The sequence below is a fragment of the Bacillus thuringiensis genome, from assembly GCF_001182785.1.
Classification (GTDB): domain Bacteria; phylum Bacillota; class Bacilli; order Bacillales; family Bacillaceae_G; genus Bacillus_A; species Bacillus_A thuringiensis_S.
In genome coordinates this window covers 701,475-725,306 of sequence record NZ_CP012099.1, presented here as the reverse complement: position 1 = coordinate 725,306, position 23,832 = coordinate 701,475, and the positions used below count along the sequence as shown (strand labels likewise).

Here is a 23,832-nt window from a genome sequence, read left to right as displayed (position 1 = left end):
CTCATTCTCCTTTACTTATAAAATTCATAATGGCTGATACAAAGACTTCGACTCCAATCGGTAATGCATCTTCGTCAATTGTAAAACGAGGGTGATGGTGAGGATATATAATACCTTTCTCTTTATTTCCTGCTCCGATAAAAAAGAATGTCCCCGGTGCCTTTTGTAAAAACGCTGAAAAATCTTCTCCAGCCATCGTCGGCTGTAAACGAACAACTCTATCCCTTCCATAAAGTTGTAATGCCGTTTGTTCAATAAGATCTGTAGCTTCATAGTCATTTACAACTGGTCGATATCCATATTCATATGAAAATGTATATTTCGCTCCGTAAGATTCCGTAATATACTTCACAATCCGCTCAATCTTCTTCTCTGTTTCACCTCGTAATTCATGTCTTAAACTTCTCACTGTCCCTTCAATCTCCGCTTGCTCTGGTATTACATTATGAGTTGTCCCCGCATGAAATTGTGTAACAGATATTACGAGAGAATCTAATGGATTCGTGAGGCGAGATACAATTTGCTGAAGTTGCGAAACGACTTGTGTTCCGATTGCGATACTATCCACCGTTTCATGAGGGATTCCAGCATGTCCACCTTTTCCCTCTATCTTAATTTTAAAAACATCCGGTGCAGCCATTGCAGGACCATAAATAACGCCTATTTTCCCAACCTCTAACGACGCCCAAAGGTGAGCACCAATAATATAATCCACACCTTCCATTACACCTGCAGCAACCATCTCCTCTGCACCACCAGGGAAATTCTCTTCAGCATGTTGGAATAGAAAACGAATCTCCCCTTTAATCTTCTCTCTTTCTTCCACTAACTTATGTACGACTCCAAGTAATATCGCTATATGTCCATCATGACCGCATGCATGCATCACACCTTTATATGTAGAAATAAAATCAAACTCATTTTCTTCATGAATAGGAAGAGCATCCATATCGGCTCGAACCGCAACTGTTTTGCCCGGCTGTTTACCTACTAACTTTGCCATCACACTATATTTAGTCGGCCGTGACACTTCTAAATACGGGGATTTTCGAAGTATGTCGAACACAAACTGCGATGTTTTTTCTTCTTGAAAAGATAACTCTGGATACTTATGAAAATGCCTTCTCCACTCAACTAACTGATTTTTTGACAAAACAAGTTCCTTTGCAACATCCATACCCCTTCACTCCTTCTTCACCAAGTTAAATGTTATTATAACGTGAATTGTTAACTTTTAAAAGAATATTCTGAATTTTAAGCGATGATAAACTAAAAAGAAAAAGCCATCCAAAAGATGACTTTTTCATTATCATAAAATAGTAATTGCTTGTTTTCCCATTTGCTCCCAAGCTTTCTCAAATTCTGCTCGTGGAACAGCCAAACGCGGATTATTTTTAAGAGGATCATTTACATATACAAAGTTTTGATCATATCCAATTACTACTGCACTATGCTCATAATATGTAATTTTCACTTCGCCCGAACTCGTATTCCATGTTTCAAAACTACTTTCAGCTAGCGGCTTAAACGTCGTATTGATAATGACCCATACCGGTGAACCAGAACTAATTACTTTATATATATCTTGCATGTCTCTACCTGTTAAATTAATTACTTTTTCAGGAACATATTTTTCTGCTAAATTAAAAATCGGTTGATTATATACACCATATCCAGGCTCTGCCTTTGTGTAAATATTTCCAACAAACCCTTCGTAAGGATTTCCCCGTACGCCATTTTGTTCAAATGGAACGCGATGAATTTCGCTAGCAAGTTGCATCTTATCTACTTGTACACCTTTATATTGCAGCAACATAGCTAAACTTGTCACTTCACATCCTCGAGGTAATTCTGGTAATTGTTTAATAAACGGAACATCTTCAATCATAGCTGCTTCTTTCATTTCAGATAGAAACTCTAAGCGTAGAACTTGCGCCTTTTGCATGATTTTATCTTTTCCTATAAAAAATGCAGCAGCAAGTATAATCCCAAAAACAAAAAGATATTTTAACTTTTTCATTATAAACAAAACTCCATTAATTATTATTTTACAGACACAACTCTTATCATTGTACCCTTCTTCTTACTAGTTTGCTAGAAAGATCATGTGAATTATCGCTCATAGAATTAATTATAAAAATTCTAATTATTTTTAATAAAAAGAAAAATAAATATACATTTCCAGAATATTTTGCTAAAATCAAAATTGTTAACATAGTGAAGATATCACCATGTTAACAAACATTCTTAGAGTATTTAGTCATAGTTCGTTTTTTTACATACTCCATTCATTTCATAGCAAATAAACCGAGTGTGTGTTGCATCCCCCACTAATGATTAAAAACTCAGAATAAAACGAAGTTCACACATTCAAGAAAATACGGGGTGAGGGGCATATGAATCAACAAATTGAACAAACAGATTTAAAACGAACAATGAAAAGTAGACACCTATTTATGATTGCACTCGGCGGCGTTATCGGAACCGGTCTATTTATGGGATCTGGTCAAATCGTCCATAATGCCGGACCTGGTGGTGCTATTCTTGCATTTTTAGTCGGTGGATTTGTTATGTATTTAACGATGTTATGTCTTGGTGAATTATCCGTTGCTATGCCAGAAGCAGGTTCATTCCAAAGCTATGCAAGCAAATTTATTTCACCTGGTTTTGGATTTGTTGTCGGTTGGATGTATTGGCTAAATTGGGCTGTTACGGTGGGAGTAGAGTTAACAACTGTAAGTATTTTAATGAAACGCTGGTTTCCAGACGTTTCTTCATGGATTTGGTGCGTTACATTTGCAGCAGCACTCTTCCTCGTAAACGCTTTATCAGCAAAAGCATATGCAGAAGCAGAGTTTTGGTTCGCAAGTGTAAAAGTCGCGACAATTGTTATTTTTATCGTACTTGGTGGCGCTGTTATGTTCGGTCTACTAGACTTTAATGGAAAGCCAGCTCCAATGCTTCATAATTTCACTGAAAATGGCGGGCTATTTCCAAACGGCGCATTAGCTGTTCTTCTTACGATGATTACAGTAAATTACTCTTTCCAAGGAACAGAATTAATCGGAATCGCTTCAGGAGAAAGTGAAAACCCTGAAAAAACAATTCCAAAAGCAATCAAAAACACAATTTGGCGAACTCTCTTCTTCTTCGTCTTAGCGATATCAGTTGTTGTAGGTTTACTCCCATGGCAAGAGGCTAATCTAGTCGAAAGTCCCTTTGTACTTGTTTTTGATGTAGCCGGTGTACCATATGCAGCAGACATTATGAACTTCGTTATTATTACAGCTGTATTATCCGTTGCTAACTCTGGTCTATACGCAAATTCTCGTATGCTTTGGGCGATGGCAAAACAAGGAATGGCAAGTCCAGCATTTACGAAATTAACTAAAAAAGGTGTACCGCTAAATGCACTAATTTTCAGCCTAATTTTCGCTAGCCTTTCTTTATTAACAAGTGTATTTGCGGCAGATACTGTCTTTCTAGTTTTAACATCTATTGCAGCAATGGCTGCTGTTGTCGTGTGGATGTCAATCGCCGCTTCACAGTTTTTCTTCCGTAGAAATTTCGTGAAAAATGGTGGCGACATAAATGATTTAAAATATCGTACACCGCTCTATCCGCTAGTTCCAATCGTAGCGTTCTCACTTAATTTCATTACATTTGTTAGTTTGGCTTTCATTCCAGATCAAAGAATTGCTCTTTATTGTGGCATTCCATTTATGATTATTTGTTACATTTTATACCAAGTTAAATATAAAAAAGTTGTCACACTTGAACAGCCACGAACTGTCACACGAGAAATAAACTAAATATACAAAATATTCAGCTATCTTTCTTATGATAAGATAGCTTTTTTCTATTTCTTGGATATCCTGGTATAACTTTATTTATCTTAAAATTTTCACAATCACGTTTTTCTCTGGAAAATAGTTTACAATGTAATCAAGTTACAAATGATATTCACCTTAAAAAGTGTGCATTTGTGTCTATTTTTTAACAATATATCAAAAACTATTGCCTTCTATAAATTAATAGGTTTATATTGTTTTATTGGCATAGTTTCAATCCAAGGAGAAAGGAGATTTTCAATCGTGCAACTAAAGAAAGCGTTTTGGAAGTTGGCTTCGCTTCTTCCGTTATCATTACTTCTGTTCCTCGGTGGCTGTGATAAAAAACTCGCAGTATTAAATCCGCAAGGACCTGTTGCAAAAGCACAGTATGATTTAATTGTTTGGTCATTCTTGCTTATGTCATTAATTATCGCAATTGTATTCATTCTGTTTACAGTCATCTTGATTCGTTATCGTGAAAAACCAGAGAATATGGACTATGAGCCACCTGAACAACACGGTAACACATTACTAGAAATTATTTGGACGCTTGTTCCTGTTATTATCGTTATCGCATTATCGATTCCAACAGTAAAAGCAACTTATGCTTCGGAAGAGGTTCCGAAAGAGTCCAAACATATTAAACCAGTTGAAATTTATGTTACATCTGCAAACTGGAAATGGTTATTCAGTTACCCAGAGGAAAAAATTGAAACCGTTAACTATTTAAACATCCCAGCTGGTGTACCAATTCAATTCAAACTGACTTCTGTCGGCCCAATGAATGCTTTCTGGGTACCAGAACTTGGTGGTATGAAGTACACAATGGATGGCATGATTATGGATCTTTATTTACAAGCTGATAAGCCAGGTTCTTACCTAGGTCGTAGTGCGAACTTCTCTGGTGAAGGATTCACTCACATGGAGTTCGAAGTTGAAGCGAAAACTAAAGAGAAATATGACAAGTGGGTTAAAGAAGTACAACAAACCGCTGATAAGTTAACAGAACAGAAATACAACGAAATTATTAAACCTGGTGTAGTTGGACGCATGACGTTCTCTAGTCACCACTTAAGTTATGTAGATCCAAAATCACTTGAATATTGTGATTACAACTACTACAAAAACAAAAAATAATAGCTATTATTCCAACAGATTGGAGTGAACACAGTGAAGCTTGATGAATTCTTTGTCACAGGTGACCCGATTATTTACGGTGCAGACGCTTCTATCGTTCTTGTGACATTAGCAATCATTTTCGTACTAACAAAGTATAAAAAATGGAAATGGCTTTGGGACGAATGGTTGACAACTGTTGACCATAAAAAAATCGGAGCCATGTATATTATTTCTGCGGTTATCATGTTATTCCGTGGTGGTATGGATGGTTTAATGATCCGTGCACAGTTAACATTCCCAGAAACAACTTATTTAAACGCTGAACACTATAACGGAATCTTTACAACACATGGTACAGTAATGATTCTTTTCATGGCAATGCCATTCGTTATGGGATTAATGAACCTTGTAGTACCATTACAAATTGGTGCTCGTGACGTTGCATATCCGTTCTTAAATGCTTTAAGTTTCTGGTTATTCTTTGTCGGAGCAATGTTATTCAACATCGCTTTCGTAATCGGTGGTTCTCCAGACGCTGGGTGGACTTCTTACTTCCCAATGGCAGGTACAGAGTTTACTTCAGGCGTAGGAAATAACTACTACGCAATTGCATTACAGATTTCAGGTCTCGGTACGCTAATGACCGGTATTAACTTCCTTGTTACTATCTTAAAAATGCGTACACCTGGTATGACTTTAATGAGAATGCCAATGTTTACTTGGTCAATCTTAATTACAACAATTATTATTATTTTCGCTTTCCCAGTATTAACAGTTGCTCTTGCATTAATGACATTTGACCGTCTATTCGATGCTCACTTCTTTACGATGGCGAGCGGCGGTATGCCGATGTTATGGGCCAACCTGTTCTGGGTATGGGGTCACCCTGAAGTATATATCGTTATTTTACCGGCATTCGGTATTTTCTCTGAAATCATTAGTACATTCTCACGTAAACGTCTATTCGGTTACAGTGCGATGGTATACTCAATGGTTGCAATTTCTTTACTAAGTTTCGTCGTATGGCTTCACCACTTCTTCACGATGGGTGCAGGTCCAGCGGTTAACTCATTCTTCTCGATTTCGACAATGGCGATTTCGATTCCAACCGGTGTTAAGATCTTTAACTGGTTGTTTACACTGTATAAAGGACGTATCCGTTTTACAGTTCCAATGCTTTGGTCATTGGCATTTATTCCAAACTTCGTAGTCGGTGGGGTTACAGGGGTTATGCTTGGAATGGCAGCAGCTGATTATCAATACCATAACAGCTACTTCCTAATTGCTCACTTCCACTACGTATTAATCGCAGGTACAGTATTCGCTATGCTTGCTGGATTCACATTCTGGTATCCAAAAATGACTGGTCATATGTTAAATGAACGCCTAGGTAAATGGACATTCTGGATCTTTATGAGCGGATTCAACATCTGTTTCTTCCCAATGTACTTCTTAGGTTTAGACGGTATGACTCGTCGTATGTACACTTACTCTGAAAGTCTTGGATGGGGATGGCTAAACCAAATCGCATCAGTTGGTGCGGTAATGATGGGTATCGGCTTCCTACTTCTTTGCTACAACGTAATTTGGAGTGCACGTCACGGTGAACGTGACACAACTGGAGATCCATGGGATGGCCGTACACTTGAATGGGCAACTCAATCTCCTGTACAACATTACAACTTCGCGAAACTTCCTGAAATCAAAGAAGCTGATGCTTTCTGGTACATGAAAAAACGCGGAGAAACAGTTACACCAGCTGCAGAAGATATCAAACCAATTCACATGCCAAGTAACTCTGGTGTGCCTATTATTGCGTCTGGATTCTTCGGTCTTGCAGGTTTCGCATTAGTATTTAGCTGGTTCTGGCTTGCAGCAATCGGTGGTATTGGTATTTTAGCTTGCTTAATCTATCGTTCATTCGATTATGACGATGGTTACTACGTAAGTGTTGATGAAATTAAAGAAACAGAACATATAGCATGAGAGGTGAAATGACATGGCGGCTTTAGATAAAAGCTTACCTTTGGAATATCAATCCGAACAAAGCAGATTGAATATCCTAGGATTCTGGATTTTTCTTGGGGCTGAAATTATGCTGTTCGCAACACTTTTCGCCTCTTATCTAGTCCTTGCTGGTCGTACGGCAGATGGCCCAACTCCAGCGCAACTGTTTGAACTTAAAACGCTTTTAATTCAAACATTACTACTTTTAACAAGTAGTTTCACATGTGGTATCGTAATTCACGAAATGCGTAAGCACAATCAAAAAGCAATGCTTGGATGGTTCATCCTTACATTACTTTTAGGTGCAGGTTTCCTATTCTTTGAAATCGAAGAGTTCATTATGTACATCGGTGAAGGCGCAACAATTCAAACAAGTGCTTTCCTATCTGCATTCTTCGTTCTTCTTGGAACGCACGGAGCCCACGTAACAGGCGGTATCATTTGGGCAACTTGTGTTATTATCCAAATTTTAAAACGAGGTTTAACACCAGTTACAGCTCGTAAAGTATTCATTATCAGCTTATACTGGCATTTCCTTGATCTAGTTTGGGTCTTTATTTACACACTAGTTTACTTGAACGGGATGGTGGCGTAAATGGGTCAAAATAATAACCAAGCAAACGGGCATGCGCATAGCGGATTCCCTTGGTCACACGTTTTCGGATTTATTTTATCGCTTGCACTAACGTTCCTAGCGCTATACGTGGCACTTTACACAACATTGCCACTTTCAACAGTCTTAACAACTATTATCATAATGGCTGTTGCGCAAGCGTTATTACAATTAATTATGTTCATGCATTTAAAAGAAGGAGAAGGAAGAGTTCAAATTCTTACAATGATATACAGTTTCTTCGTTGCAACTGCAACAGTCGGTTTAACTGTATGGATCTTCTTCTCAATGTAATGTACATGAAAAAGACTGCTGAGGAATCTCAGCAGTCTTTTTTTATTCTCCTCCCCTATTACATCCACATTACGGAATTAACAACAGAATCATGAAAAATATACTTATTATGACAAATCTTAAGAAAAGTCTTTCTTTATGAAATCGAATCCATATGCGTTGCTTTTCTACCTATTATATGGCTAAATAGGTACTATATTTATTTGAAGGGAGAGAACGCAATGGAACATCATACTTCTGTTCTATCACTTATGGTTGTCGTTGCAATCGCGTTTTTCGTTCCCCTTTTGTTACAACGCTTTAAATTAAAAGCACTTCCTGTTGTCGTTGCAGAAATTATCGCAGGAATCTTTGTAGGTAAAAGTGGGTTTAATATTATTGAGCCAGATATATGGCTTCAAGTTTTATCAACATTAGGATTTATCTTCCTCATGTTCTTAAGCGGTTTAGAAATTGACTTTTCTATCTTTAAACAAAAAGGGAAAAAAAATACGACAAACGAACCAAATACATTTCAAGCAGCAAGCATTATCTTCTTATTTATTTTCATCTTATCTTATGCCTTATCATTACTATTCGTATGGCTAGGATTTGTAGATAATGCAATGTTCATGACTTTAATTATTTCAACTATTTCTTTAGGGGTTGTTGTACCAACATTAAAAGAAAACAACCTAGGAAAAACTGCGATCGGACAAATCATTTTATTAGTTGCTGTTATTGCAGACTTAGTTACAATGATTTTACTCGCTGTTTTCGTCGGATTAAATTCCGAAAGCGGCCAAAGTATGTGGCTCTTACTTCTTCTATTCGGTGCCGGTATTGTCATTTACTTTATTGCAAAACGCTTTAAAAACATTCCATACTTAGATAGTTTAAAAGCTGGTAGTGTACAAATTGATACACGGGCTGTTTTTGCACTCATTTTAATCTTAGTTGGGTTATCGGAATCTGTTGGAGCAGAAAATATTTTAGGTGCCTTCTTAGCAGGTGTACTTGTATCGTTATTATCACCCAATGAAGATATGGTGGAAAAACTTGATTCCATCGGCTATGGTTTCTTCATCCCTATTTTCTTCGTAATGGTTGGTGTAAATCTAGAGGTATGGTCTATTTTTAAAGAGCCTTCTAGCATGCTAATGATCCCAATCTTAATTGTAGGACTCTTTATTTCAAAACTCTTACCATCACTCGTCTTACGAAAATGGTATCCACGTAATATCGTACTTGGAAGTGCAATCTTATTAACATCGACACTTTCTTTAGTTATTGCGGCTGCACAAATTGGTGAAAAACTAGGGATCATCAGTCCAAGTTTATCTGCCTCTCTTATTTTAAGCGCAGTTATTACTTGTATTTTTGCACCTGTATTGTTTAAAAAAATGTTCCCAAAAGTAGAAACACCAAAACCAAAAGTAGCTATTATTGGCGCGAGCAGAATTACCCTTCCGTTATCACTAGATTTAAAACGAGAAGATTATGACGTAACGCTATATATGATGCGTCAAAACAAAATAAATGATGAGGAAGCGAAATCGCATGACTTCCCTATCGTGAAATTAGATGACATCACAATCGCATCATTAACTGAACAAACAGCATTTGATGCAGATCGCGTCGTTGTTGCAACAAGCGATGATGAACAAAACTTATTATTAGCAGAACATGCAAAAGAGCTAGGTGTTGAACATGTTATTGCAAGTGTAGAAGATCCACTTCTACAAGAAAAAGCAACGCAAGAACATATCGCTGTATTCTCAACAATTAACTCTACACGTATTTTATTACGTGCACTTATTGATAAACCTAGTCTCGTTCGCTTAATTACAACTGCAAACGAAACAGTACGCGAAGTTGAACTACGCAGCAATAAATATAACGGCGTTGCACTTCGCCGCCTTCCGTTTTTAGGTGATGTACTTGTGATTCAAATCTACCGCGGTAATAAAGCATTAATACCACATGGTGATACAAGACTACAACACGGTGATACATTACTTGTAACAGGTTCAAAAGAGCATATCGATACACTAAAAAACATATTAGAGTAAAAAAATGCCCCTCACATAATTGAGGGGCATTTTTTTAATTTCATATGGTAAAATGTTACTATCACATATTATGAGGATGGATTACATTATGTCTATTGTAACTTTAGCTCTCTTATTATTAGCGGAAGTACTCGTCGCCATTATTCTCATCGGTGTTAGCATTGAAATTTGCAGCTATGGTTGGAAAAAATCAAATGGAGTTAAATACTCATGCCTTTTTCTTTCACTCCTTCTCGGAACCGCTAGTATACTCGGTCTTCTCGCTGCACCTGCATACTTCTTTATACAACTTATAGAAAAAGGTTTATAAGAAAGGATGATAATATGATCACTGTGCAGTATATTGATGCATCCGAGACACACTTATTACGCCAAGCGGTGTTGCGTCCTAATCAGTCCCTAGCAAACTGTAAATACTCTTCTGACTACGAAAAAGACACATTCCACTTAGGTGCCTTTATAAACGATGAGTTGATTAGCATTGCTTCCTTCTCAAAAGAAATATATCCTGATTTGCAAAATGGTATCCATTATAGACTAAGAGGAATGGCAACATTACCTAACTTTCGGAACAAAAGAGCTGGAAGCTCCTTAATTCAGAAGGCAGAACAAATTTTAAAAGAACGGAAAGCAAACATCCTATGGTGTAATGGCCGTATTACTGTAACTGACTATTACAAGCGATTAGACTTTCAGGAGCATGGTGAAATCTTTGAAATTGAACCGATTGGCCTTCATAAAGTACTGTATAAAAAAATATAAGAAAAGCTTTCCTCAATACGGGAAAGCTTTTCTTATATTTCAATCTTCACTTTTTATCTTTTTCATATACATGTAGATAAATAAACTAGGACCTAAAAAACAAGCAAACATAATAAGTGCTGTTATACTGATTTCTTTTATCGAAATATCCGGTGTTACAATAATACAAATAGCTAACAGTCCAATAACAATACCTACCGGAATGAATAATAGTTTCATGAAATAGCTACGTGATACCCCACCTGTATGCTCATATGCCTCTACAGAATGTTTTAAATTTAAGAAGTTAATGGCTACGATCCCGCCCATAAATACCATTAATAGATCCGAAACATTTTCATATCCTGCCCCTTGCAAGACATAGCGGTAAAAGACGATAGCTAGTATGACGATATTTTGTAAGATGAAAACTAATCTAATATGTTTTAACCCTTCAATCATTAAACGTTCATCTTTCACGATTTTCATCCTATCACTCCTTTTCCTCCCAAAACAAATCATTCAACGTTTTATCTACTGCATAACAAATTTTCAAACATAAATCTAAAGATGGGTTGTATTTCCCCTTCTCAATTAAACTAATCGTTTGCCTTGTAACGCCTACTTTTTCTGCTAATTTTTGCTGTGTTAAATCTAACTGAACACGCGCGACTTTTATTTTACTTACAGCCATTCATGTTCCTCCTCTACCTTTATTGTAACATATATATTCCATTAGGTAATTTATATTTTGCGAAATCAATTTAATTTCCACATTATCCCGATTGATGCGGGCTAATACACAGTGGGGATAAATCCCCACTACTGCCTATAGTTTCACTTTATTATACACAAAAAAGGAGCCTCTCATAAGAAGCTCCCTCTCCTATATCTATATTATAAAAATAAATGACATCCAAATAAAATTGTAAATAAGTATAGTAATGGATGTACTTCCTTTCCTTTACCCTTCACAATTTTCAAAACCGGATATACTAAAAATCCAATTGCGATTCCATTTGCAATACTAGATGTTAACGGAATACCTATAAAAATCAAAAATGCTGGTAACGCATCTTCAAATTCATTCCAATTAATATCTCGAATGCTTTGTGCCATTAAACTACCTACTATAATTAATGAAGGAGCTGTAATAGCAGCTACACTTGATAAAGAAGCAATAACAGGACTGAAAAATGCCGTTATAATTGTTAGACCAACAACTACAATCCCTGTTAATCCAGTTTTCCCACCTGCAGCAATACCTGCTGACGATTCAATCGTCGCTGCTGTTGGGCTTGTTCCAAAGATAGAACCTGTAGTCCCGCCAATTGCATCTGCAATAAACGCTTTACCAAAACGCTTCTCTGTATTGTCTGTAATTAAACCTGCTTGTTTAATTAAACCAAGTAATGCACCTGTTGTATCGAATAAAAGTACAAGTAAAAATGAAAATACAACACCATATAATCCGTATTCAATTACATCTGAAAATGCATTGATTGGGTTTGAAACGATAATACCCTCTGGCAAATGAGGCATCGCCACAATTTTATCAGCAAACTTCAATTGCCCTGTAAAGAAGGCGATAACTCCTGTCACAATCATACTAATAAATAATGCACCACTCACACGTAATGCCATTAATACCGCCGCTAATATTAAACCAATTAAAGTTAAAATAACGGCTGGAGAATGAAAATCACCAATCGTAACTAAATTAGACGGATGATCCACGATAATTCCAGAAAGGCGCAATCCAATAAAAGCAATAAATAGTCCAATTCCACCTGCAATTGCATGCTTTAAACTATCAGGAATTGCTAAAATTAACTTTTGCCTAAACGAAGTAAAAGATAATAAAAGAAAAATAATCCCCGTTACAAATACAGCTGAAAAGGCAACTACATATGTAATCCCTTCTGCCTTCTGTACAACAGAATAAGCAAAATATGCATTCATTCCCATAGCTGGAGCAATAACAATCGGGTAATTCGCGAAAATCGCCATACCTACTGTTCCAACAACGGTTGCAATAATTGTTGCTGTAAACGCTTGGTCAAATGGTATACCTGCATCAGATAATATTTTTGGATTGATGACAAGAATATACGCAAATGTAAAAAAAGTTGTGATGCCAGCTAAAAACTCTTGCTTCACAGAAGTGTTATATTTTTGTAATTGAAACATGCTTATGTACCCTTCCTACACCTGAATTATTATCACACATTCTTTTCTTACTAGTATGTGAGAAAATATAATACTTAATCTTAACAATCAATAAAAAGAAGAGTCAATATATTCCCTAATAGTTCGAATTTTAAGTTTAAGTCTGACAAATACAGATGTAGTACAGTTCATTATGATTATTTTTGTAGCATAACAGATGGAAATGTTTTATAATTTGAAATAGTTAAATATTCAGTAAACGCATTCAAATATCGTTCACTCTACAAGGGGGATTCTTCTTATGCAGCACACAAACAAATCTGGAACTTTAAATCGTGGTTTAAAAGAACGACATATTACTTTAATGTCACTTGGCTCAGCTATTGGTGTTGGGCTATTTTTAGGATCCGCTTCCGCTATTAAACTAGCCGGTCCTTCTATTTTACTAGGCTATATGATTGCCGGACTCGTTATTTTTTTCATTATGCGAGCTCTCGGGGAAATGGCAATTGAACAACCTGTTGCCGGTTCTTTTAGTAAATATGCATATGATTATATCAGCCCACTCGCTGGTTATATTACTGGTTGGAATTACTGGTTCTTATGGGTTGTTACTTGTATGGCTGAAATTACAGCAGCTGGTATTTACATGCAGTACTGGTTTCCAGATATCCCGCGCTGGACTTGGGCGTTACTTGCTCTATTGTTAATGAGCGCTTTTAACTTCTTATCGGTAAAAGTATTTGGAGAACTTGAGTTTTGGTTTGCTCTCATTAAAATTGTCACAATTATCTGTATGATAGTAGTCGGCGCTGGTATTATTTTATTCGGATTCGGAAACGGTGGTATCGCTACTGGTATTTCAAACCTTTGGTCACATGGTGGCTGGTTCCCAAATGGTTTTTCTGGGTTACTACTCTCCATGCAGATGGTACTATTCGCTTATTTAGGCGTTGAATTAATCGGTGTTACAGCTGGTGAAGCTCAAAATCCGAAGAAAACACTCGCAAAAGCAATTGATAACGTGTTTTGGAGAATATTACTGTTCTACGTAGGAGCTCTATTCGTTATGATGGCAATTTATCCATGGAACGAACTTGGTGAGAAAGGAAGCCCATTCGTATTAACATTCCAGCAAATTGGTATCGCAAAAGCAGCAGGTATTATTAACTTTGTCGTATTAACAGCAGCTCTTTCTTCTTGTAACGGTGGTTTATTTAGTACAGGCCGTATGCTATTTACATTAGCTCAGCAGAAAAAAGCTCCTGAAAGATTTGGTCGTTTAAATAAAAACGGCATTCCAAGCCAAGGAATTGTAGCAACCGCTATCGTTTTACTCATTGGTGTTATATTAAACTATCTCGTACCTGCAAAGGTATTTACATGGCTTACTAGCATTTCAACTTTCGGCGCAATTTGGACTTGGGGAATTATATTAGTTGCTCAAATTAAATTCCGTAAAAGCTTACCTACTCAAAATAAACAAAAGTTATCGTATAAAATGCCTTTATACCCATTAAGCTCATATTTCTCACTTGTTTTCCTTGTATTAGTACTAGGTATAATGGCGTATTCAGAAGATACACGAATTGCATTGATTGTCGGCCCAATTTGGCTTATCGGCTTAGCAATCGTATATTACATGAAAGGGTTTCATAAGATTGATGAAACACCTAACTCAAAAATTAGTTAAGCAAAATACCCCTTCCTTATTACTTGGAAGGGGTGCTTTTATATCTATATAAATATTTCTCAACAAAATTCACGGTATTTTTACAATCTTTTAATATTTTTTATGTTTTCCGTCTTTATTTTTACAGAAAAATAAATTACATTATTAAAGCACATATATTTATTATTAGGGGGATTCTTCTATGAAGAATAAAAAATGGATTACATTTTCTTTAGCAACAGCAATTACACTAAGTATAGGGACCTCGTTCATACCGTCTACTTATGCCGAAAGCTCTGTAGACCCAGCTCCTGAAATTGCTGCAAAAGTTGTAAATCAAAACAATGGGAAGAAAGTATTATTCGATAATACACACGGTCAAACTGCTGGGACAGCTGACTGGGTTATTGACGGCGGCTTTTCTGACTTCGGAAACGGCATTGCAAAAAACGGATATCACGTAAAAGAACTTCGTAAATCAACACCTATTACGTACGAAGACTTAAATGGTTACAATGTATTTATCGTTCCAGAAGCTAATATTCCTTACAAAAAATCTGAGCAGGACGCTATGTTACAATATGTAAAAAATGGTGGTAGTATCTTCTTTATTGCCGATCATTACAATGCGGATCGTAATAAAAATCGCTGGGACTCTTCTGAAGTATTTAATGGATATAGACGCGGTGCTTGGGATAATCCAGCAAAAGGAATGTCTAATGAAGAAGCAAATTCACAAGCTATGCAAGGAGTAGAAAGCTCTGATTGGCTATCTGACAACTTCGGTATTCGCTTCCGCTACAATGCACTTGGTGATGTTTCAGCGAAAACAATTGTATCGCCTGAACAATCTTTCGGAATTACAAAAGGTGTCTCTTCTGTAGCAATGCATGCTGGTTCTACTCTAGCAATTACAAACCCAAAACTAGCAAAAGGACTTGTTTACCTTCCAGAAAATCCATCAAAATGGAATAACGCTGTTGATAGTGGCGTTTATAATGGCGGTGGTATTGCAGAAGGCCCATATGCTGCAATTGCAAAAGTAGGACTTGGAAAAGCTGCCTTTATTGGTGACTCTTCTCCTGTTGAAGATGCTACACCAAAGTACGTTCGTGAAGATTCTGGCCAAACAAAGAAAACTTACGATGGTTATAAAGAAGAAAACGATGCGATTTTATTAGAAAACATCGTAAATTGGTTATCGAATAAAGAGACATTTACAAGTTTAGATCAAGTAAATGGTTTACAGCTTGATTCACCTACAGCTCTACAAACATTTGAACAGCCAAGCTTATCAACAGAACCACAACCTGAACCTTGGAGTGCACCAAATGCAGGTTATCAATGGTTTAATACAAATACTTTTAAACCAGGTTCATACGGTTATAACGGTGCGGTAACAACAAGCGACTACGTCGTTACACACCCTAGCATTCTACCAAACAATGAAATTTTCCAAATGAAGATTCAAGTAAATAACTTACTACCTAATACAACTTATAACAACTATTCTTTAGGTATATTCACTACTGGTGGAACACAAGTAGCAAAAGTTCAAAATACAAACGGCACTTGGCCATCTGCTTTCGGATATAGTAGTGCATTCTCTTTCACAACAAACAGCTTAGGCTCTGCTGAAAAAGTTGTAAATGTACAGATTGATTCAAATACAACTGGACAAGCAACGCTTCGTCTACGTCAAAATACAACAGCGAAATATAATGAAACTGTAACGATTAATAAAAAATAATGAAGAAGGCAATCCATACATGGATTGCCTTCTTCTCACTTCTCTTCCTTCGAGAAAAACATTCTTGAAATAACGATACCTATACTACCGACGATTAGGAATAACACTGCCCTAATCATCATCGATACCTCTGGTAAGTCAAGTAGGAATAACTTCCCTACCGTTACTACTAATACGATTAATCCAGCATATAATATTTCATTCATCTGTCTATAACGGCCAAACCAAACTGCAAATAACGCATATATCATCCATAATAACGATACAGATACGCTAATTATACTTCCATCTGTAGAAAGAACTTCACCAATTCTAGTGATTGTAATAAATACAATGACCATTAACCAGTAGAGCGCTATAGAGTACACATACTTACCCATACTCGCTAACACTTCTTTCGCTTGTCTCATGCAATAATAGAATGTTCCTATTAAAATAATATGAGCAACAAAACCTGCCGAAATAAATTGATCAAACGGGCTAAAAATCGTCTGTATCATTCCAATTGCGTAAATCGTTGCACTAACATACAACTTTATCTGTTGTTTTCCTTTAATAGAAGTAACCATTCCAAGGAAACCTTGTAATAATAGTACGATCGCTGCATTCACTAAACTATACTCATATAAAATCGCTAAACTAAATGCTCCCATCGAGAAACCAAATAAGAGATTTGTAAATGTAGAATGTCTATTCTTCCTATACTCAAGCACAAACATAGCAGCATGCACAATTGCACTAATAATCAATCCCCATGTTGTAAAATCAGGTATTTTGGCAATAGCTAGTATAAAGAAAACTGCATTCGCACTAAATATCGCCAAACGTGGTTCTAGTATAAAACTTCTCTCCGTAAACATATGCCAAAATAATAGTAAATGAATCAAACCATATACAATCGTTAACTGTATTTGCAAGTTCTCTACTAATATTGACATAACAGCAAAGAAGACAAAAAGAACAATGGCCGCAACAGCGTAAGAAATCATATATAAGTATTTATAACGATTTTTCAACGCATACCATAATAAACTAAGTGTTAACACTGTCTCATATCCAAAGAAAATATAAGGATTAGGAGTCGTACTATTTAACAAGAATGGTACGAAGAACGCTCCGACCGCTACGAAAATAGTGAGATATTCCGATTGATATCTTTTCGCTAAATAAATTCCTAAAATAACCCATGCAATATTACAGAGAAACGCAACACTCGCCGGAATAAATCCGTATAAATAATGTGCTGCAAACGTTGTTAGAACAATCCCGGTAATACTTCCTCCAGCCAATACTAATCCTAACGCCTGTCTCTCTCTTTTAATTTGAATATCTCCTATATAATACAACCCGATAGATAATGCGATACCAAACACAATTCGTATCGCTGGTGTTAATAAACCAGCATCTACCCCTGCTTTAAATAACCAGATCACTCCAAGCAACATAATACCGACAAATACACGCGGTAACCACGTTTGACAAAACTTAATAATATTAAATGGCTCTGGTTTAAAAGCTGATATATCTACTTGTTTTACCTCATGTTCTTGCACAGGCTCTTTTATCGTAACTATTTCTTCTTTTGGCTTTTCCTCCATTACCGTTTCAATATATTCTTTCTTTTCCTTACTAACATGTTGCTGAGCGTTCTCTACTTCTATTTCCCTTTGCTTCACTTTTAATTCAGCAAGTGCTTCTTGAATCGTTTCAATTGCCGTTTCGAGTGCTTCTATTTTCTTATCCAAATCCTTCTTCATACGCTCCCCCTCATTCGTAACTTTTCATTGAACCTATATATTACCAATTATCTTTATCATACTCTTAGTCTATTCATTTTCAATAGTATTTTTTCCAAAAAAAGAAAGGTGCCTTCCCAAAATAGGAAAACACCTTTTTACTCATTTATTCTTATTTAAAGCAATGCTAACGATGACACCAACACACACGCCTATAATAGCTGGAACTATCCACCCAACACCTTCTGTATAAAACGGAATATATTTTAATACTGACGTCCACTGATTCATCATTACATTTTTATTTAAAATATCAATTGCACTAAATATCGCTACAACCCCAACGGTCACTGCATATACGTATGCATACTTTCCCATATACTTATGGAATAAACCTAGAATAATAAGTGTTAATGCAATCGGATAAATAAATCCAAGAATTGGTACTGACACTTTTAAAATTTGCGTTAATCCTAAATTAGCTAAGATCATACTAACAACGCTTACTATAAATGCCCAAACTTTATAAGATACTTTCGGAAATGCACTTGCAAAAAATTGACTACAAGACGTAACAAGTCCAATTGAAACACATAAACACGCGATAGTAAAAATAAGACCCAATAAAACGACTCCGCCCTGTCCAAATAATGTGGTCATCACTTGTGCTAACACTTTCGCACCGTTATCAAATGTTCCTAATGAACCACTAATTGACCCCACATATCCAAGGATGACATAAATAATCGATAATAATAGGCCCGCCCCGATTCCAGCAATACTCATATATTTCGCTAAACCTTTATCATCTTCAATACCTTTTGCACGTAATGCATTTGCAATCACAATTCCAAAAATTAAAGCAGCTAACGCGTCCATTGTTAAATATCCATCTAAAAATCCTTGAAACATAGGAGCTTGTCCATAATTCCCCGCAGCCTCTTTCACGCCACCTACTGATGTAAACATACTTTTTATAAAAATAATGGCAATCATACATAATAATAATGGTGTTAAAACTTTCCCAAACAAACCCATTAACTTAGATGGTGATAAACTTAACCAGTAAACAATACTAAAGAAAATAACTGTGTAAAACAATAATACTCCGCTTCCTGCTTCAGGGAATAACTGACCTGGCCCCATTTCAAAAGCTAAACTTCCCGCACGTGGTATACCAAGCCCAGGTCCAATAAATACATACACGATACATGGAAAAATAATTGCAAATGAAGAATGAACTCTACCCGCTAACGTTTGAAAACTTCCTGCTTTCGCAATAGAAATAACACCTAATATAGGAAGACCTGTTGCTGATATAATAAATCCTACTAATGAAATCCACACATGTTCTCCTGCTTCATATCCAAGAAAAGGTGGGAATATAAGATTCCCTGCTCCAAAGAACATCGAAAATAACATAAGACTAATAAGTAAAATTTCTTTTTTCTGTAACAATTTCATTTCTTTCTCCTTCTTTAATTTCATCTCTTATGAAATCAATTCCACATATAAAAAAAGCACAATAACCCGCTTCCTTACAAAGAAAACATAGTCCATAGTCTATCACAAAAGAAACACCCCTTCTATAGATATCCCCCTTTTCCAATTTCTTCTGAAAAATCAACCTTTATTGACTTATAATAGTTAATAAGGTAAAATATTAAATGTACAAAATTATTAACTTTGTTTTTGTTTGTGTCAGGAGGAAAATAAAATGGAATCAACGATACAACTAGAAAAAGAACAACAAAGAAAAAAGAAACATCCTCCAGGTTTATACTTACTCTTCTTTACAGAAATGTGGGAAAGATTTAGTTACTATGGATTACGAGGATTATTAACATTATATTTAACGACAGCTTTAGTAAGCGGTGGTCTTGGGTTTAGTCCCGCATGGGCACTCTCTATTTACGGATTTTACACTGGAGCCTGTTATTTCACACCAATGATTGGTGGATACTTAACAGATCGTTTTCTAGGTAGACGAAAAGCGATCACAATTGGTGGTATAACAATGGCAATCGGTAACCTTACACTATTTGCCTTGCAAAACCAATTAGGCCTATACCTCGGATTAGCGCTTATTATTATCGGTAACGGATTCTTCAAACCGAACATCTCTACACTGGTTGGGGAATTATACGAAGAGAACGATCCAAAACGTGATAGTGCATTTACCATTTTCTATATGGGTATTAACGTCGGGTCATTTTTAGCTCCACTCGTTTGCGGATTTTTATCAGAAAATTTATTCAAAACAACAGTTGATGGCGTTGTACATTACGGATTCCGTTACGGTTTCTTAGCCGCTTCAATCGGAATGATTATTGGACAAATTTTATTTACAACACTATCAAATCGCTTCCTTGGTAATATCGGTAAAAAACCAACTCGCGATTTACAAACAGCTGCTGGACAACCATCAGTAGGAGATACACCATTAACAAAAAAAGAAAAACAACGTACCGCAGTTATCGTCATTTTAACATGCTTCGTTGTCTTCTTCTGGGCTGGCTTTGAACAAGCTGGTAGCTCATTAACATTATATACAAACAAATTTGTAGACCGCTCTGTGTTCGGATGGGAAGTTCCAACATCTTGGTTCCAATCGGTCAATCCATTATTTATTATTTTGCTTGCTCCAGTCATTTCTGCATTATGGGCAAAACTTGCAACTCGCAAGCGCGGTGATTTAAAAATCCCAACTAAAATGGGACTTGGGATGATCTTGCTCGGTATCGGTTATATCATTCTCGTTATCGCTACATTAAAAACAGGTAGTGATGAACATAACATTACAGAAAAAGCAAACTTACTATTTATCGTCTTTACGTATCTTTTCCATACGTTAGGTGAGCTATTCTTATCACCTGTCGGACTATCAATGGTTAGTGCGCTTGCTCCGGTAAAATTAGCATCTTTACTAATGGGTGTATGGCTAGCAAGTTCAGGTATCGCCAACATTTTAGGCGGACAACTTGCAAGCTTCACAACTTCACTTGGATACGCTGAAGTATTCACAGTTATTGGCGCTGTGGCAATTGTATTAGGTTGTGTTTTATTATTAATTTCTAAGAAATTAGTGAAATGGATGGATTAAAAAAGATGAGGAATTTCTCCTCATCTTTTTTTATGCTGTTTTACCTTTTTCTATTGCTTGTTCGTACAGCTCTTTATGTTCTTTATATTCACTTGGTACGAAACTCTTATAGAAGAATGAGAACCAGCTGTCTCCCTTTTTATACCCTTCTTCTCGAATTTCCGCTGCTTTTTTATTCGATTTAAATCCTTCAGTAAACCATTTCTTTAACAATTCATTTCTTTCATACTTAGCAGGAACTTTTAAATCATAGTTTTCAAATGCATACTTATAGCCAGCTTTTTCTACTGCCTTTTTTGTAGACTTATAGCCTTTTTCATACGCTGTTTCATATGCCTTCACGTATACTTCTTTCTCTCTATTTCCAGGATTCTTTTCGGCTAGTTCTTTCCCTGTCTTTTCTCCTAATTCAGCTTGCTCTTTTTCAATTTTTTCTGTTCTTTCTTTATTCCCTACTTTGAACCCGTCTACAAAGTTTACCTTAAACTCTGCAGCAACTTGACTATCGTCCATCGTCTCTTGTGCTAAACCTTGTTCTTTTCCTTTTTCAAAATGCGTTTTCTTCTGCTCTTCTAAAGACCATGCGGCTGCATAAGTCGCTTTAAACGCTTGTTTATATGCATCAGATTTTCCAGCTACATGCACTTCTGCATCATTTTTTCCTGCTTTAAAATCAGTTTCTCCATTCTTTTGACCTTCAAGTTGACCTTTTTCCATATCAGCTTGGCGCTGCGCTTCCTCTTGTTTACGTGCCTCTTCAGCTTTTCTTTGTTCCTCGGCTACACGTTGTCTCTCTTCTTCAGCTTTACGCTGTGCTTCTGCATTACGTTGTTTTTCAGCCTCAGCGTTACGCTGTGCTTCTGCAGCACGGTGTTTTTCAGCCTCAGTATTGCGCTGTGCTTCTGCTTGTCTCTCAGCTTCTACAGCACTATTATTATTCTGGCTAGGAGCTGGGCTCGTTGCACCACTACTAGAGGCTGGTTTATTGTGATAATGATATTCCCCGTACTGTAATCCCCATTTCTCACAATTTGTACGACACGTATGTCCGCCATTAGCATCTGTACGCCCTGGATGCGCATAAGCTGAAATCGGAGCTACCAATAACGCTATACTCGTTGTTAAAAGAAGTTTCTTCACCTGTTGTCTCACTCTTGTTCCTCCCAAAATATAGAATTCCAACTTTATTATACATAAATAGAAGAATGCTTAAATACCAACCAAAATAATCTATTATTTCTCAACATTAGTAAAAAAGAAGGTGAACTCTTTAAAGAGTTCACCTTCTTTTTTACTTCTTCGCCTTCGTTCCTACTAAATCACCAGCAACAACATAACGCTTAGAATTATCCTTTACAGATACACATGTAATAAGCGTTATCTCATCTTTCCCATGATCCTCTACAACTTCCCACTTATCAGGAGTTACTTCAGATACACCAGTAACCGCATACTCATATTCATTTTCATTGTCATACAAATAAATTTTATCGCCTTTTTTCAAAGAAGCTATATCACTAAATAAAACACCTTTTTTAGACATGTTATGTCCTGCTAGTGCGTAATTTCCTTTTCCCATAACTTGATTCTCTTTTACTGTCGCTGCACCTGATAATAAGTTTTTTTCAGTAGAAGCTTTTAAAACAGGCAGTTCTACTGAAACACTTGGAATCGAAATACGACCGATTACTTGTTTCTTATCTAATGATGCATTCGCTACTTCCGCCAAGTCTGGTTGATTAATTTTGGAAGCATCTACAAATTCCGTCTCATGCTTTTCATAATCCATCTTTTGAACAGCCTGCACATTTTCAGTCTGTTTCTTTTCAGCCTGATATCCATCATAAAATGGCTTTCCAATTAACACGCCACCTACAACAAATAGAAGGATTGCTACTATACTATAAATTCTTTGCTTATTCATATACAATTCCTTTCCCTTACAAAATCTTACTCTATATAAAATGATAAAATAATATCGCTATATGTACAAGTATTAGCTGAAAAGAAACCTTTTTGCCGGTGCAAGAAGGTTTCTTTTTAAGCTAATTTATTTCTGTATAGTGATACGTGAAATACTGTCATTTGAATAAAGAAAATAGAAAATAGAATATATAATGGGTATCCAGGAAGATATTCATTAATAATAGGCGAAAAAGTTAAAAATCCAACTGCACAAGGTAACACAAACCATAACGATACAAATGTTGTTCGACAAGCTTTATCCGTAATCGCTTTTTCACGTTCATCTTCTAGTGGAAATAATAATGGATACATCCAAAAAGATAAATTCTTATATTTTTTCTTTTGAATTCTATAAAAAATTGTAACTATAATAGCTCCAATAAATAATAAAATAAATGGTACTCCATTAACCGCTACTTCAAACGGGAAATTCTCGTTTTTAAATATATCTGCTAACTCTGTAATAACACTATAAAATTCAACAAATGTCCAGCATGCTAGTGCAGTATAGAGTACATTTATAATATAAGAAAAACCAATTCTATTCATCCTCTTCCCCCTCCTTATTTAAAACAAACACGTCTTCCATCTTTAACTGGAATACATCACAAATCGTCAATGCTAGTAACAATGAAGGAACGTAATCCCCTTTTTCAATTGCAGCAATTGTTTGTCTCGTCACTCCAACCTTTTCTGCTAATACACTTTGTGAAAAATTAAAACGAGCTCTTAATTCTTTTACCCTGTTTAAAATGGTCAAATTTACCACCTCTCACCAT

General features: G+C 36.1%; 22 protein-coding genes. 11 read left to right on the top strand and 11 right to left on the bottom strand.

Annotation, left to right across the window (positions count from 1 at the left end; translation table 11 throughout):
- Position 1 precedes the first annotated feature (1 nt).
- Complete coding sequence (locus AC241_RS03670; protein WP_016083497.1) at positions 2–1,177, bottom strand: amidohydrolase; 1,176 nt, start codon at positions 1,175–1,177, stop codon at positions 2–4.
- 132 nt (positions 1,178–1,309) lie between these two features.
- Complete coding sequence (locus AC241_RS03665; protein WP_000734491.1) at positions 1,310–2,020, bottom strand: C39 family peptidase; 711 nt, start codon at positions 2,018–2,020, stop codon at positions 1,310–1,312.
- A 376-nt stretch (positions 2,021–2,396) separates the two neighbouring features.
- On the opposite strand from AC241_RS03665, the gene AC241_RS03660 reads away from it, so the two are divergent.
- The 8 genes from AC241_RS03660 (at position 2,397) to AC241_RS03625 (ending at position 10,679) form a co-directional block, all read left to right on the top strand.
- Positions 2,397–3,812: an amino acid permease gene (locus AC241_RS03660; protein WP_016083498.1), complete on the top strand. Its 1,416-nt coding sequence runs from the start codon at positions 2,397–2,399 to the stop codon at positions 3,810–3,812.
- Between the two features lie 282 nt (positions 3,813–4,094).
- A complete protein-coding gene (locus AC241_RS03655) occupies positions 4,095–4,970 on the top strand; it encodes a cytochrome aa3 quinol oxidase subunit II (RefSeq protein ID WP_001176166.1) in 876 nt (291 codons plus the stop codon).
- 33 nt (positions 4,971–5,003) lie between these two features.
- Positions 5,004–6,938, top strand: a complete 1,935-nt coding sequence (qoxB, locus tag AC241_RS03650) for a cytochrome aa3 quinol oxidase subunit I (RefSeq protein WP_016083499.1) — start codon at positions 5,004–5,006, stop codon at positions 6,936–6,938.
- A 13-nt stretch (positions 6,939–6,951) separates the two neighbouring features.
- Positions 6,952–7,554 (top strand): cytochrome aa3 quinol oxidase subunit III, encoded by a 603-nt coding sequence (gene qoxC, locus AC241_RS03645; RefSeq protein WP_000729314.1) that lies wholly within the window; start codon positions 6,952–6,954, stop codon positions 7,552–7,554.
- Entirely contained in the window at positions 7,555–7,866 is a 312-nt protein-coding gene (gene qoxD / locus AC241_RS03640; protein WP_000531386.1) for a cytochrome aa3 quinol oxidase subunit IV, read from the top strand.
- A 221-nt stretch (positions 7,867–8,087) separates the two neighbouring features.
- Positions 8,088–9,917 (top strand): monovalent cation:proton antiporter family protein, encoded by a 1,830-nt coding sequence (locus tag AC241_RS03635; RefSeq protein WP_043937922.1) that lies wholly within the window; start codon positions 8,088–8,090, stop codon positions 9,915–9,917.
- Between the two features lie 52 nt (positions 9,918–9,969).
- Positions 9,970–10,227 carry a DUF4022 family protein gene (locus tag AC241_RS03630; RefSeq protein ID WP_003260542.1) on the top strand — a complete coding sequence of 86 codons (258 nt, stop codon included), beginning with the start codon at positions 9,970–9,972 and terminating at the stop codon, positions 10,225–10,227.
- A gap of 14 nt (positions 10,228–10,241) precedes the next feature.
- Entirely contained in the window at positions 10,242–10,679 is a 438-nt protein-coding gene (locus AC241_RS03625) for a GNAT family N-acetyltransferase (RefSeq protein WP_016083501.1), read from the top strand.
- Between the two features lie 39 nt (positions 10,680–10,718).
- On the opposite strand, the gene AC241_RS03620 is transcribed toward AC241_RS03625, so the two are convergent.
- From AC241_RS03620 to AC241_RS03610, 3 genes are all read right to left on the bottom strand, one after another.
- Complete coding sequence (locus AC241_RS03620; RefSeq protein ID WP_016083502.1) at positions 10,719–11,147, bottom strand: hypothetical protein; 429 nt, start codon at positions 11,145–11,147, stop codon at positions 10,719–10,721.
- Between the two features lie 4 nt (positions 11,148–11,151).
- The gene (locus AC241_RS03615; RefSeq protein WP_000301177.1) at positions 11,152–11,352 is read right to left on the bottom strand and encodes a helix-turn-helix transcriptional regulator; all 201 of its coding nucleotides are present in this window, start codon (positions 11,350–11,352) and stop codon (positions 11,152–11,154) included.
- A gap of 203 nt (positions 11,353–11,555) precedes the next feature.
- Positions 11,556–12,848: an NCS2 family permease gene (locus tag AC241_RS03610; protein WP_016083503.1), complete on the bottom strand. Its 1,293-nt coding sequence runs from the start codon at positions 12,846–12,848 to the stop codon at positions 11,556–11,558.
- A 280-nt stretch (positions 12,849–13,128) separates the two neighbouring features.
- On the opposite strand from AC241_RS03610, the gene AC241_RS03605 reads away from it, so the two are divergent.
- Both AC241_RS03605 and AC241_RS03600 read left to right on the top strand, forming a co-directional pair.
- Complete coding sequence (locus AC241_RS03605; protein ID WP_001164901.1) at positions 13,129–14,520, top strand: amino acid permease; 1,392 nt, start codon at positions 13,129–13,131, stop codon at positions 14,518–14,520.
- A 181-nt stretch (positions 14,521–14,701) separates the two neighbouring features.
- A complete protein-coding gene (locus AC241_RS03600) occupies positions 14,702–16,249 on the top strand; it encodes a DNA-binding protein (RefSeq protein WP_029441643.1) in 1,548 nt (515 codons plus the stop codon).
- Between the two features lie 35 nt (positions 16,250–16,284).
- Here AC241_RS03600 and AC241_RS03595 read toward each other — a convergent pair whose 3' ends face one another.
- Together AC241_RS03595 and brnQ1 are read right to left on the bottom strand one after the other, a co-directional pair.
- Positions 16,285–18,006 (bottom strand): DUF2339 domain-containing protein, encoded by a 1,722-nt coding sequence (locus AC241_RS03595; RefSeq protein WP_050842591.1) that lies wholly within the window; start codon positions 18,004–18,006, stop codon positions 16,285–16,287.
- Between the two features lie 141 nt (positions 18,007–18,147).
- Entirely contained in the window at positions 18,148–19,449 is a 1,302-nt protein-coding gene (gene brnQ1 / locus AC241_RS03590) for a branched-chain amino acid transport system II carrier protein BrnQ1 (protein ID WP_016083506.1), read from the bottom strand.
- Positions 19,450–19,702: 253 nt separating this feature from the next.
- Here brnQ1 and AC241_RS03585 point away from each other — a divergent pair, with 253 nt between their 5' ends.
- On the top strand, positions 19,703–21,088 hold the full coding sequence (locus AC241_RS03585) for a peptide MFS transporter (protein WP_029441641.1): 1,386 nt from the start codon (positions 19,703–19,705) through the stop codon (positions 21,086–21,088).
- Between the two features lie 30 nt (positions 21,089–21,118).
- On the opposite strand, the gene AC241_RS03580 is transcribed toward AC241_RS03585, so the two are convergent.
- The 4 genes from AC241_RS03580 to AC241_RS03565 form a co-directional block, all read right to left on the bottom strand.
- Positions 21,119–22,240 (bottom strand): YHYH domain-containing protein, encoded by a 1,122-nt coding sequence (locus AC241_RS03580; protein WP_050842589.1) that lies wholly within the window; start codon positions 22,238–22,240, stop codon positions 21,119–21,121.
- A 139-nt stretch (positions 22,241–22,379) separates the two neighbouring features.
- Positions 22,380–23,012, bottom strand: a complete 633-nt coding sequence (locus AC241_RS03575; protein WP_001041724.1) for a class A sortase — start codon at positions 23,010–23,012, stop codon at positions 22,380–22,382.
- Between the two features lie 116 nt (positions 23,013–23,128).
- Entirely contained in the window at positions 23,129–23,602 is a 474-nt protein-coding gene (locus tag AC241_RS03570; protein WP_029441639.1) for a DUF2178 domain-containing protein, read from the bottom strand.
- Positions 23,595–23,813, bottom strand: coding sequence for a helix-turn-helix transcriptional regulator (locus AC241_RS03565; RefSeq protein WP_000154011.1), 219 nt, complete (start codon positions 23,811–23,813; stop codon positions 23,595–23,597). Before AC241_RS03565 ends, AC241_RS03570 begins: the two co-directional genes overlap by 8 nt.
- Positions 23,814–23,832: the final 19 nt, after the last annotated feature.